This window comes from Kluyvera sp. CHPC 1.2972 (assembly GCF_036759925.1).
Classification (GTDB): domain Bacteria; phylum Pseudomonadota; class Gammaproteobacteria; order Enterobacterales; family Enterobacteriaceae; genus Kluyvera.
Genome location: NZ_JAPKIB010000006.1, coordinates 263541 through 276300 on the forward strand (window position 1 = coordinate 263541; position 12760 = coordinate 276300).

At 55.6% G+C, this 12760-nt stretch carries 13 protein-coding genes; 3 read left to right on the forward strand and 10 right to left on the reverse strand.

What is annotated here, in order from left to right; genetic code table 11:
• Positions 1 to 52: 52 nt before the first annotated feature.
• Positions 53 to 832 carry a deoxyribose-phosphate aldolase gene (deoC, locus tag V6944_RS12740; RefSeq protein ID WP_333499222.1) on the reverse strand — a complete coding sequence of 260 codons (780 nt, stop codon included), beginning with the start codon at positions 830 to 832 and terminating at the stop codon, positions 53 to 55.
• A gap of 258 nt (positions 833 to 1090) precedes the next feature.
• Here deoC and V6944_RS12745 point away from each other — a divergent pair, with 258 nt between their 5' ends.
• Together V6944_RS12745 and V6944_RS12750 are read left to right on the forward strand one after the other, a co-directional pair.
• Positions 1091 to 2641, forward strand: coding sequence for a YjjI family glycine radical enzyme (locus tag V6944_RS12745; RefSeq protein ID WP_333499223.1), 1551 nt, complete (start codon positions 1091 to 1093; stop codon positions 2639 to 2641).
• Entirely contained in the window at positions 2613 to 3476 is an 864-nt protein-coding gene (locus V6944_RS12750; RefSeq protein ID WP_333499224.1) for a YjjW family glycine radical enzyme activase, read from the forward strand. The genes V6944_RS12745 and V6944_RS12750 overlap by 29 nt, the downstream gene beginning before the upstream one ends.
• On the opposite strand, the gene V6944_RS12755 is transcribed toward V6944_RS12750, so the two are convergent.
• The 9 genes from V6944_RS12755 to V6944_RS12795 form a co-directional block, all read right to left on the reverse strand.
• Complete coding sequence (locus V6944_RS12755) at positions 3471 to 4748, reverse strand: NupC/NupG family nucleoside CNT transporter (RefSeq protein WP_333499225.1); 1278 nt, start codon at positions 4746 to 4748, stop codon at positions 3471 to 3473. The two genes, V6944_RS12750 and V6944_RS12755, sit on opposite strands and share 6 nt — an antisense overlap.
• 147 nt (positions 4749 to 4895) lie before the next feature.
• Positions 4896 to 5675, reverse strand: coding sequence for a metal-dependent hydrolase (locus V6944_RS12760; protein WP_333499226.1), 780 nt, complete (start codon positions 5673 to 5675; stop codon positions 4896 to 4898).
• Positions 5672 to 6730: a patatin-like phospholipase family protein gene (locus tag V6944_RS12765; RefSeq protein ID WP_333499227.1), complete on the reverse strand. Its 1059-nt coding sequence runs from the start codon at positions 6728 to 6730 to the stop codon at positions 5672 to 5674. The genes V6944_RS12760 and V6944_RS12765 overlap by 4 nt, the downstream gene beginning before the upstream one ends.
• 121 nt (positions 6731 to 6851) lie before the next feature.
• Positions 6852 to 7013, reverse strand: coding sequence for a DUF1328 domain-containing protein (locus V6944_RS12770; protein ID WP_064547200.1), 162 nt, complete (start codon positions 7011 to 7013; stop codon positions 6852 to 6854).
• A gap of 128 nt (positions 7014 to 7141) precedes the next feature.
• The gene (gene osmY / locus V6944_RS12775) at positions 7142 to 7738 is read right to left on the reverse strand and encodes a molecular chaperone OsmY (protein ID WP_333499228.1); all 597 of its coding nucleotides are present in this window, start codon (positions 7736 to 7738) and stop codon (positions 7142 to 7144) included.
• Positions 7739 to 8140: 402 nt separating this feature from the next.
• Positions 8141 to 9730 (reverse strand): peptide chain release factor 3, encoded by a 1590-nt coding sequence (gene prfC / locus V6944_RS12780; protein ID WP_333496073.1) that lies wholly within the window; start codon positions 9728 to 9730, stop codon positions 8141 to 8143.
• A gap of 93 nt (positions 9731 to 9823) precedes the next feature.
• Positions 9824 to 10504 carry a pyrimidine 5'-nucleotidase gene (yjjG, locus tag V6944_RS12785; RefSeq protein WP_333499229.1) on the reverse strand — a complete coding sequence of 227 codons (681 nt, stop codon included), beginning with the start codon at positions 10502 to 10504 and terminating at the stop codon, positions 9824 to 9826.
• A 14-nt stretch (positions 10505 to 10518) separates the two neighbouring features.
• Positions 10519 to 10965, reverse strand: a complete 447-nt coding sequence (rimI, locus tag V6944_RS12790; protein ID WP_333499230.1) for a ribosomal protein S18-alanine N-acetyltransferase — start codon at positions 10963 to 10965, stop codon at positions 10519 to 10521.
• On the reverse strand, positions 10934 to 11347 hold the full coding sequence (locus tag V6944_RS12795; protein ID WP_333499231.1) for a DNA polymerase III subunit psi: 414 nt from the start codon (positions 11345 to 11347) through the stop codon (positions 10934 to 10936). Before V6944_RS12795 ends, rimI begins: the two co-directional genes overlap by 32 nt.
• A 102-nt stretch (positions 11348 to 11449) precedes the next feature.
• Here V6944_RS12795 and rsmC point away from each other — a divergent pair, with 102 nt between their 5' ends.
• Entirely contained in the window at positions 11450 to 12481 is a 1032-nt protein-coding gene (gene rsmC, locus V6944_RS12800) for a 16S rRNA (guanine(1207)-N(2))-methyltransferase RsmC (protein ID WP_333499232.1), read from the forward strand.
• Positions 12482 to 12760 lie beyond the last annotated feature (279 nt).

The following is a 12760-nucleotide window of genomic DNA, read 5'->3' on the forward strand; positions in this document are numbered from 1 at the left end:
GGGAGATCCCGGAGTCGGCGCGCATGCGCCTCGTCCGGGCTACGATAATGCATTAATAGCTGCTAGCGCTTTTACCGTCGCCGTGGCCCAGCGCCTTCAGCAGGCTAGCCAGCAGAGAGGAAGCGCCGAAGCGGTAGTGACGGGAGTCAGCCCAGTCCGCACCGAACAGTTCATCAGCGATAGACAGGAACAGCTGCGCGTCTTCTGCGCTGCGAACGCCGCCCGCTGGCTTGAAGCCCACGGTTTTCTGCACGCCCATATCACGGATCACTTCCATCATGATGCGCGCGCTTTCTGGGGTCGCGTTCACCGGCACTTTACCGGTAGAGGTTTTGATGAAATCAGCACCGGCTTTGATGGCGATTTCAGACGCTTTACGAATCAGCCGCTCTTCTTTCAGCTCACCGGTTTCGATGATCACTTTCAGCAGCACGTTTGCCGCCGCACAGGCGTCTTTACAGGCTTTCACCAGGTCGAAACCAACCTGCTCGTTGCCAGCAATCAGCGCACGGTATGGGAAGACCACGTCAACTTCGTCAGCACCGTAGGCGATAGCGGCGCGGGTTTCTGCCAGCGCGATATCAATATCGTCGTTACCGTGCGGGAAGTTGGTGACGGTGGCGATGCGGATATCCGGAGTTCCCTGCTCTTTCAGCGTTTTACGTGCAATCGGAATGAAACGCGGATAGATGCAGACAGCGGCGGTATTGCCCACCGGCGTTTTCGCCTGATGACACAGCGCGATCACTTTCGCGTCGGTGTCGTCTTCGTTCAGGGTAGTGAGGTCCATCAACTGCAGCGCACGCAGGCTGCTTGCCTTTAAATCAGTCATTTTGCTCTCCGACGGCATATTGCCGTGTAAATCGTTACCTTGCGGGTCTGTGACTATTGTAACACCGCCCCGCGTTCACACTTCGACTTTCATCACACTTAGTGAAAACTTCGTACAAATTTGCATAACAATAACGAGACATACATCAAATTTTGAAGCCAGAAACGGTAATTAAAGCACCCGTTCGACCGCTGGGATCAAAGGACAGCCTCATCATTTTTCATACACTTCGCCTATCGCTCGTCTGAGGAACTGAACATGCCAACATCGAATGATTCATCACTGCTGCAACACTGCCAGCACATTGTGACAAGCACCGTGTTAACCCCAGAACAGAAACGTCATTTTCTGGCGCTGGAGGCCGAAAACGCTCTGCCGTACCCCGAACTCCCGGAGGCTGCGCGGGCGGCGCTGGACGACGGCGTCATTTGCGATATGTATGAAGGGCATGCACCGTATAAGCCACGCTACGTCCTGCCGGACTACGCGCGCTTTCTGGCTAACGGTTCTGAATGGCTAGAGCTGGAGGGAGCCAAAGATCTGGACGATGCCCTTTCGCTGCTGACCATCCTCTACCATCACGTCCCTTCCGTGACGGCGATGCCTGTGTACCTCGGCCATCTTGATGCGCTGTTATCGCCTTATGTTAGAATTCTAACACAAGATGAAATTGATATTCGAATAAAACGTTTCTGGCGCTATCTCGATCGCACGCTCCCTGATGCGTTCACGCACGTCAATATTGGCCCGCTTGATACGCCAGTCACCCGCGCAATACTACGCGCAGACGCAGAGTTAAAGCAGGTCGCGCCAAATCTGACCTTTATCTACGACCCGGAAATAACCTCCGATGATTTACTGCTGCAGGTAGCACAAAATATCTGCGAGTGCAGTAAGCCGCACATCGCCAACGGGCCGTTAAATGATAAAATATTCACAAATAGTCAATATGGCATCGTAAGCTGTTACAACTCGCTGCCGCTTGCCGGTGGCGGCAGTACGCTGGTGCGCCTGAACCTCCAGCAGGTGGCGCTGCGCAGCGAATCTATCGATAACTTCTTCGCGAGAGCGCTACCACACTTCTGCCAGCAGCAAATCGATATCATCGATGCGCGCTGCCGCTTCCTCTACGAGCAGTCGCACTTCTTTGAGAATAGCTTCCTGGTGAGTGAAGGGTTGATCGACCCGGATCGTTTTGTGCCGATGTTCGGCATCTATGCGCTCGCCGAAGCAGTCAACACCTTATGCGAGCGCGAAGGGCTTAGCGGGCGATACGGTAAAGACGAGCAGGCGAATCAGCTGGCCTACCGCATCAGCGCCGAGCTTGCCGCCTTCGTCGCCCGTACGCCGGTACAGTACGGCTGGCAGCAGCGCGCACTGCTCCACGCGCAGTCCGGCATCAGCTCAGATATTGGCACCACACCAGGCGCACGTCTGCCATACGGCGACGAGCCGGATCCGATTAACCACCTGCTCACCGTCGCGCCGCATCACGCCCACTACACCGCGGGGATCAGCGATATTCTGACCCTGGATGAAACCGTGAAACGTAACCCGCAGGCTGTCATGCAGCTCTGCCTCGGCGCGTTTAAAGTCGGTATGCGTGAGTTCAGCGCCAACGTCAGCGGCAACGATCTGGTGCGCGTCACCGGCTATATGGTGCGCCTGTCCGACCTGCAAAAATATCGTGATGAAGGTTCCCGCACCAACACCACGTGGCTGGGCGAAGAAGCCGCACGCAACACGCGTATCCTGGAACGTCAACCTCGTGTCGTGAGCCATGAACAGCAGATGCGCTTTAGTCAGTAAAATCATCCCGTTCTCCTGCGTCGACGGGCCCGGCAGTCGCCTGGCCCTGTTTCTGCAGGGCTGCAACCTGCGCTGCAAAAACTGCCATAACCCGTGGACGATGGGGCGCTGCAACGACTGCGGTGAGTGCGTGTCGCAGTGTCCGCACCAGGCGTTAAGCGTGCACGACGGGAAAGTCAGCTGGCAAGCGGACGTGTGCCAGCAGTGCGATACTTGTCTGCATATGTGCCCGCAGCAGGCCACGCCGATGGCGCAAACCATGAGCGTGGAACAGGTGATGCAGCAGATAACGCATGTCGCACCATTTATTGAGGGCATTACCGTCAGCGGCGGCGAAGCCACCACGCAGTTGCCGTTCATCACCGCGCTCTTCCAGGCGCTGAAGTCTACGCCTTCACTGGCACACCTGACCTGCCTTGTCGACAGCAACGGCGAGCTGCCGATAAGCGGTTGGCAGAAGCTGCAACCGGTGTGTGACGGGGTGATGGTCGATTTAAAATCCTGGGATAGCGACCGCCATCTGGCGCTGACCGGGCGCGGTAACGCGCGTATTAAACAGAGCATTCAGTGGCTTGCCCAGCACGGCATGCTGACGGAGCTACGGCTGCTGGTCATCCCGGGGCACAGTGATTATCTGGAGGAAGCGGAGCCGCTGGGCGCGTTTATCGCCGCATTGGGGGATATTCCCGTGCGTCTCAACGCCTTTCACGCACACGGCGTTTACGGTGAAGCAAAAGCGTGGGGTAGCGCCGGGCCAATGGATATTGATGCCGTCGGCCAGGCGCTACAGGCCAGAGGAATAACGAGGCTTATCCCTCCGGCGCTGTACTTATAGGGCGAGGAACAGGCCCGCGATGGTGGCGCTCATCAGGTTGGAGAGCGTCCCGGCGGCCACGGCTTTCAGACCGAGCTGCGCAATATCCTGACGGCGGTTTGGCGCCATGCTGCCCAGGCCGCCAATCAGAATGGCAATCGAGGAGAGGTTCGCAAAGCCGCACAGGGCAAAGGAGATGATCGCTTTGGTGTGGTTGGAAATCACCTGCAGACCGGCCGCAGCCACCTCAGCATCCGCCTTCAGGTATTCGCCGAAGTTCATGTAGGCCACGAATTCGTTGATCACCAGCTTCTGGCCGATAAACGAGCCCGCCACCGTCGCTTCACTCCACGGTACGCCAATCACCCACGCCAGCGGTGCAAACAGCCAGCCGAGAATCAGCTGCAGCGACAGTTCAGGGTGGTTAAACCAGCCGCCAATGCCGGAGAGCATCCCGTTCAGCAGCGCAATCAGCGCGATAAACGCCAGCAGCATCGCCCCCACGTTCAATGCCAGCTGCATACCGGATGCCGCACCCGATGCCGCAGCATCCAGTACGTTTGCCGGTGCGTCCGGGTTCTTGGTATCTTTCTCGAGCGTTGGGGAGTCGTGCGGCGTTTCCGTTTCCGGCACGATAATTTTGGCAAACAGCAGGCCGCCAGGCGCCGCCATAAACGAGGCCGCAATCAGGTATTCCAGCGGTACGCCCATCTGCGCATAGCCCGCCAGTACGGAACCCGCCACCGAGGCTAGCCCGCCGCACATCACGGCAAACAGTTCGGAACGGGTCATGGTGGCGATATACGGACGAACCACCAGCGGCGCTTCGGTCTGACCGACAAAGATATTTGCCGTGGCAGAGAGCGATTCCGTGCGCGAAGTTTTCAGCACTTTACGCAGCGCACCGCCCAGAATACGGATCACAAACTGCATGATGCCGATGTAGTACAGCACCGCAATCAGTGAGGAGAAGAAGACGATAACCGGCAGCACGCGCAGCGCAAACACAAAGCCACCGCCGCCAAAGACTTCAAACATCTTGTCGGAGACCAGGCCGCCGAACAGGAAGCCGATCCCTTCGTTGCCGTAGGCAATCACGTTGGCCACGCCTTCGGACATCGCCAGCAGGACTTTACGCCCGGCAGGTACATAGAGGATGAGTGCACCAATGCCTATCTGCAAAAGCCAGGCACCCAGTACGGTTCGGTAGTTAATCGCTTTACGATTGCTGGAAAGAAGTAAGGCTATGGCGAGCAACACCACCATGCCGATGAGTCCCATGAGGATTTGCATACAGAGTCCCTGTGTATTGAAAAACATAATAATTACGGCAAACCAATCGCGGCGATTATAACGCTACGTAATTATCTTTTTTGCAAAACGTCACATGTTTTACGCAACAGTAACAGATGAATAGCCAGTAATGAGATCTACGTCACTTCAGGAGAGTGAAAAGAGTGCGTGTGTATTCGCCAACAGCGCTGCAGCAATCTCTTCCGGGGGTTCGTCTCGCAGCGAACAGAGGTGCGTGAACACATCAGCAATCCGCTCCGGGCGGTTCGGCTGCCCCTGATAGCCGTTGAGCGGCATATCCGGCGCATCGGTCTCCAGAATCAGCGATGAAAGCGGCAACTGCGCCATCACGTCGCGGGTTTTACTGGCACGAGGATAGGAGATCGTTCCCCCCACGCCGATTTTATAGCCCAACTGGACGAAGCGTTCCGCCTGCTGGAGGCTACCGGCAAAACCGTGTACCACACCGGTTCGCGGCAGGTTATGTCGTTTCAGGTGCAGCGCCAGCTTGTCGTGAGTGCGTCGCGAATGGAGGATCACCGGCAGATCGTAACGCTTTGCCAACCGCAGCTGTTCATCCAGCAGGTACTGCTGGCGTTCAAACTGCGGGTTCTCCCGGTAGAGATCGAGTCCAATCTCCCCCACCGCCACCAATTTTTCTGGCCTTAGGGCGATTGCCGCTTCCAGTTGCGCCAGGCTCTCATCGCCATGACGCTCGACTACGATCGGGTGAAGCCCAATCGCGGCATACAGCTGAGAAAACCGTTCGGCCAGCGCCAGTACACGAGGAAAATTGTCGGCCTCGGTGGCCGGAATGATTATCTTGCTAACGCCAGCGGCGGCCGCACGCTGAATACTCGCCTCTTCATCGCCGGTAAAGGGAGGAAAATCGAAGTGGCAATGGGTCTCAATAAAACGGCCGTTCACGCCAGATCCTTATCATCAAAGAGTGTATCGTTTACGGGTGGTACGTCGTTCATCGCGACGTTGGGCATATCTTCCACCACGGGAACCGGGGGAATAGACTGGCCTTGTTTGAGGTGGCGCACTAGCGGTGGAGTCGAAGCCAACAGTTTACCAATGGTCGCCAGAAAGTAACGGCCGCATAAGCGCCCTGTCTTGTAGTCCTGACGCAGTGCGGGGATGCGGCTGCCTAGCGCCATACTCAGTAACGGTTTCGGCGGGTAGATTTCAATAATACGCAGCTTACCCGGCGGGTTCTCAATAAATTGCTGGGTTTCACTGTAGGTCGTTTCATGGTGCTGCACCAAATTCATCAGCGGTTGTAGGCTACTTTCGCCCAGCCAACGCTCCATACGTTTAAACCACTGCGGCGTGTAATACATTTGCGATGGAACGGTACGGATCACCACCAGCGTTTTGGCCCCTTGCTTTGCCGCCTCGCGCACCGGAATCGCATCGCTCACGCCACCATCAAGATAACTGACGCCATCCAGCGCCACGCCGGGGCGATAGAAGCCAGGAATCGCGCTGGACGCCCGAATAATATCAAGCCAGTTCTGCCTGGTGGGCGAAAAATAGCTGGGCGTATAGTCATCGCTTCGGCAAGCACAAATATAAAAGGCTTTTCCCGACGCAAACAGGCGTTCGGCATTTTCCATCGCCAGCGGCATCTGGCCCGCAGTAGACCCGACCAGCCAATCGAGGTCGATAAGATTACCGCCGCGGACAAAACGTACCGGGTCGAAAAACTCCCGCCGGGTGGTGTAGCGCATAATGACTTTGCGCCCGTACCCTGGTTGATTACACAGATAGGCGGAAAGATTTTGCGCGCCCGCCGAGGTGCCATAGTAGAGATCGAAGGGGTTGAACTGTGCCCGCATAAACTCATCAAGCACCCCTGCGGTGAAAATTCCCCGCTGTCCTCCCCCTTCACAAACCAGTGCCGTGCGGCCAGGTTTGAAACGACTCAGCGATAATGGCGCAATATTGCCAAGCGTGACGGGTATACGCTGCCCCACCTCTGCCTACCTGTTTTTTATTCACCAGACTGACAAAGTAGCCTAATTTCCGCTCGGCTAAAACTAATAAAGCCAGTCCGCTGGACTGGCTTTGGTGTCATGCTAGTTAACGCGTGGGGTTCTAGGGCCGTTTACGCCCGGTAAACAGGCTCACCAGGAAGATAATAATCCCGACAACGAACACGATTTTTGCTGCCCACGCAGCCGTACCTGCCAGTCCACCAAATCCTAATGCGGCGGCAATTAACGCGATAACCAGAAATATAATGCCCCAACGAAACATAAGCTTCTCCTTTACCATAGTTAATGTCGACCGCTTGCTATGAGCCTTCAAACCACTCATATGCACTGTTTTTAGTGTGGTGCACATTTTGCCTCCTGCCAAATAGCAGCAGACAAAATCACCACTTATTACTGCGTTTTCAGATCATTTTTGACGCTTTTCACACCATCAACCGCTTTGGCGATACTTTCAGCACGATCGCTCTGCGCCTGAGATTTCACGGTACCCGACAGCTGAACAACCCCATCGGTGGTCTCCACTTTCACATCGCGCGAGGGGACGATGTCATCAGCCAGTAGTTTTGCTTTGACTTCACTGGTTGTTGCCGCATCGCCGGCGTAGCCTTTCATCGAGCTTTCTTTACTGTCGCGGACGTGGAGTTTGTCACTCACTGAAGCGACGCCCTCAACCGCTTTCGCCGCCGCAACGGCCGCTTCGGCCTGAGCCTGGCTGTGCACAAAGCCACTCAACGTCACGACTTTTTTGTCCGTTTTCACCGAGATATCGGTACTCTTCACACTCTCGTTATCTACCAGCGCGGCTTTTACTTTCGCCGTGATGGTGCTGTCATCCATAAAGTTACCCACTTTACTTCCTGCGCTTTCAGCACTCGCCTGCGCCTTATCCATTGTCGTGGTTTCGGCATTGGCCGCACCGGTGGCGACAGCGGAGGTCAGCATCACGGCGAGCAGCGTTTTAGAGATCGTCAGTTTTTTCATCGTCATCAATATATTCCTGTATGTTTTGCTCATCATCCGAGCACTAGCAACACGCAGGTTGCATTGCTGAATAGGGTCAAGAATCCCTGCTCGCAGACTTCTCACGGCTCCCCGAGTCCACCAGGGCCATCAAACACCGCGAAATTGCGCTCTGAGCCAGTTATTAATATTGCGACAGAAATAAACGTTAGCTTTAAGAGCTTAACCAGGACGTATTATCAGCATTTAAAGCCAACGTAGATGTCATCGCTTTGTTAAATATAGATCACAATTTTGAAACCGCCCGCTTCGCTGTTCAAAAAACAGACAGTTAGCGGAAAAAGAGGGGGAATTAAGAACTTTCCGTAAGCGGCTAATTAGGAAGGAAAAGCGTCAGGGTGCAGCGGATGCCGCACCCTGAAGGGGTTTTTAGTGCTCGCGAGTTTTGCGGAACTCAACTTCAGGATAACGTTCCTGAGTCAGATTCAGGTTCACCATGGTTGGGGCGATATAGGTCAGGTTATCACCGCCATCCAGCGCCAGCTGAACTTCGTTTTTACGTTTGAACTCTTCGAATTTCTTCACGTCTTTGCTCTCAACCCAACGGGCCGTCGCGACGTTCACCGATTCGTAGATAGCTTCCACGTTGTATTCGCTTTTCAGACGCGCAACAACCACGTCAAACTGCAGCACGCCCACCGCGCCGACGATCAGATCGTTGTTGGCGATCGGACGGAACACCTGCACCGCGCCCTCTTCGGACAGCTGAACCAGCCCTTTCAGCAGCTGTTTCTGCTTCAGCGGATCCTTCAGGCGAATGCGACGGAACAGCTCCGGCGCGAAGTTCGGAATACCGGTGAACTTCATCATTTCGCCCTGGGTGAAGGTATCACCAATCTGGATGGTACCGTGGTTGTGCAGACCGATGATGTCGCCCGGGTAGGCTTCTTCAACGTGAGAACGGTCGCCCGCCATAAAGGTCAGCGCGTCGGAAATCACCACGTCTTTACCGATACGTACCTGACGCAGTTTCATGCCCTTCTCATATTTCCCGGACACCACGCGCATAAATGCGACGCGGTCGCGGTGTTTCGGGTCCATGTTGGCCTGAATTTTGAAGACAAAGCCGGTGAACTTCTCATCCTGCGCTTCCACCAGACGGGTGTCGGTTTTACGCGGCATTGGCGCCGGCGCCCACTCCACCAGACCGTCCAGCATATGGTCAACGCCGAAGTTACCCAGCGCGGTACCGAAGAATACCGGGGTGATTTCACCGGCCAGGAACAGCTCTTTATCAAACTCGTTGGACGCGCCCTGAACCAGCTCCAGCTCATCACGCAGCTGCTGTGCCAGGTCTTCACCGACGGCGGCATCCAGTTCCGGATTGTTTAAGCCCTTAACGATGCGCACTTCCTGAATGGTGTGGCCTTTACCGGTCTGATACAGATAGGTTTCATCTTTATAGAGATGGTAAACGCCTTTGAACAGCTTGCCGCAGCCAATTGGCCAGGTGATTGGCGCACAGCCAATTTTCAGCTCGCGCTCAACTTCATCCAGCACTTCCATCGGATCGCGGATGTCACGGTCGAGTTTGTTCATAAAGGTCAGGATCGGTGTATCGCGCAGACGGGTTACTTCCATCAGCTTGCGGGTACGATCCTCGACGCCTTTCGCGGCATCGATAACCATCAGACAGCAGTCCACCGCCGTCAGCGTACGGTAGGTATCTTCGGAGAAGTCTTCGTGCCCCGGGGTGTCCAGCAGGTTCACCAGACAGTCATGGTACGGGAACTGCATCACGGAGGTGGTAATGGAGATACCACGCTGCTTTTCCATCTCCATCCAGTCAGATTTAGCATGCTGGCTGGAGCCACGGCCTTTTACCGTACCGGCGGTCTGAATAGCCTGTCCGAATAACAGCACTTTTTCAGTGATTGTCGTTTTACCGGCATCCGGGTGGGAAATAATGGCAAAAGTGCGGCGTTTGGCCACCTCTTGCAAATAAGGAGACAACGTCATAATTCAATCTTCTTGAGTAAGCACGGCTTCACACCGCGCATGTTGAATACGAAAAAATTGCGGCTATTTTACCCATCAAAGGGGGGCTGGCAATCACTGTTTACACAGGAGTAACTCCAGTTCAGGCAATGAGGTCACTGTCCAGTCAGGCGTAATGCCTTCCGGCAGTGGACGCTGATGCGCGTTCAGCCAGCAGGTTGCCCACTCGGCGTTCATCCCACCGCGAATATCGGACTCGGCGGTATCGCCGACCATCAGCACGCGGGAACGGTCCGGATTACCGGCCTGTTCCAGGGCATAGTCAAAGATCCGGCGATCCGGTTTTGCCACGCCCACTTCTTCAGAAATAATCAGCAGATCAAAGTGTTCGCGAAGCCCGGTGCGTTCCAGACGAATTTGCTGTAGCGATGTAAAGCCGTTGGTGATGATACCCATCTTCACCTTGCCCTTCAGGGCATTCAGCAGCGATACCGCGCCCGGCAGCGGGGCGCAGATTTCCGCCATCGCGTTCATAAAGGCATCGTTCAGGTCGCCTGGTTTCACGTTCAGACGCTCCGCCCAGCTGGTAAAACGTTGGTGCTGAAGCTGCAGCGAGGTGATCGCGCCATTCTGATAGTCGACCCACAGCGGCTGATTGACCGCCTGGTAGTCCTGGAAATCTTCCGCGGTAAAGGTCACGCTATAGTCGAGAAACATCCGCTGTAAGCCGCTAAACGAGTCAAACGTAAACAGCGTTTCGTCGGCATCGAAGAAAATCCAGTCCCACTTCTTCATCTTTTCACCTTGTCTTACATACTGAGGGGCAGCGCCATAATGATGGCGTCCTCACGGCCGTCCGCCGTGGGGTAATAATTGCGACGGATTGTCGCCTCATTGAAGCCTAAGCTTTCATACAGCGCGATGGCCGCGTGGTTCGAGGCTCGCACTTCCAGCCATAGCGTCACCACGCCCTGCACGTCTAGCGCATCAATGAGATGTTCCAGCAGTTCACGTCCCAGACCACGGCGCTGATACGCGGGGTCAACGGCAATGTTGAACAGCGTGGCTTCGTCCAGCACGACCTGAGTAATGGCAAACGCGGCCATTTCACCGTCGACGGACAGCTGGAGGTTCAGATAGCGCTCGCCCTGGTTGCTGGCGAAGGTTTTTTCACTCCAGGGAAACGCATGCGCGCGCGTTTCGATTTGAAAGGCGCGGGGTAAATCAGTCGTGCTGAGGGTTGAAATCGTGTTCATGGGCGCAAATTTGTTGCCACAGCGCGGCGCGGGCTTGCGCGCTAGCCTGTAGTTCATTAAACGGAGGCGTCGAAATCACCGCCCCTTCCAGCGTCACCGGCGTATCGTTGCCAAGACGCCAACAGTGGCAGCGGCTGTCCTGCGGCAGCATCGCCACCCGGTCAGGCGTCAGCGGTAAAACCTGGTCTGGCGTCAGGCGCAGCGCGCGGAGAATATCGCTAATCAACGGCTCGGTGAGCGGCGGTAACGCCTCGGCCACCATCACCAGCTTGACATGCGGCGGAAGCGTAATCGCAATTTCACCCTGCAGTGCCCCAGGGCGACGTAATGCCCACTGGGTGATACCCAACTGTTGTAATTGCCAGTCTCGCCGGGATGTCATGTGAAACGCTCCTGTCTATCAAGGGCGCAAATATAGCAAATTCATCGAAACTGCGCCAATTACACACTATAATCCCCGCCTAAGTTTATTGAGGAATAATTCATGTCTGCTTTTACCCCGGCAAGTGAAGTCTTGCTGCGTCACAGTGATGATTTCGAACAGAGCCGTATTTTCTTTGCCGGCGATCTGCAGGATGACCTGCCCGCACGTCTGGAAACCGCGGCAAGCCGCGCGCATACCCAGCAGTATCACCACTGGCAGGTGCTGAGCCGCCAGATGGAAGACAACGTTCGCTTTAGCCTGGTGGCTAAGGCAGAAGACGTGGCGGATTGCGATACCCTGATCTACTACTGGCCGAAGAACAAGCCGGAAGCCCAGTTCCAGCTGATGAACATTCTTTCTCTGCTGCCGGTTGGTACCGATATTTTTGTCGTCGGTGAAAACCGCAGCGGCGTACGTAGCGCCGAGCAGATGCTGGCTGAATATGCGCCACTGAATAAAATCGACAGCGCGCGTCGCTGTGGTTTGTACCACGGCCGTCTGGAAAAACAGCCAACCTTCGACGCAGAACGTTTCTGGGGCGAGTACCAGTTGGATAACCTGACCATCAAGACCCTGCCTGGCGTATTCAGCCGCGACGGTCTGGATGTCGGTAGCCAACTGCTGCTTTCTACCCTTACCCCGCACACCAAAGGCAAAGTGCTGGATGTCGGCTGCGGCGCTGGCGTGCTGGCGGCAACTCTGGCCAGCCATTCACCGAAGGTGCGCTTGACCCTGTCTGACGTGAGCGCCCCGGCGGTCGAAGCCAGCCGCGCCACACTTGCGGCGAACGGTGTCGAAGGTGAAGTCATTGCCAGCAACGTCTTCTCTGAGATTAACGGTCGTTTTGACATGATTATCTCCAACCCACCGTTCCACGATGGGATGCAGACTAGCCTGGATGCAGCCCAGACTTTAATCCGCGGCGCGGTCCGCCATCTGAACAGCGGCGGCGAGCTGCGCATCGTAGCGAACGCCTTCCTGCCGTATCCGGCGGTGCTGGATGAAACCTTCGGTTTCCACGAAGTGATTGCCCAGACCGGTCGTTTTAAAGTGTACCGTACCGTTTTGACCCGTCAGGCTAAAAAAGCCTAATCAGATCGCGTGTAGCCCGGCCGAGCGCAGCGACGCCGGGGCTTACACCCAGGCATTTCCCGGCGTCGCTACGCTCGGCCGGGCTACATAAACTCCCCATAACCGAAGAAACGCCTTTTTTTTCGGCAATCGCGCCGAGTTCGATAATTAACTATTGACGCCCAGCGTAAAATCTCTAGAATTCGGCCCCGTGGTAATGATTCTTTCATAAAGAGTCAATGGTATGCGAAGGTGGCGGAATTGGTAGACGCGCTAGCTTCAGGTGTTAGTGTCCTTAGG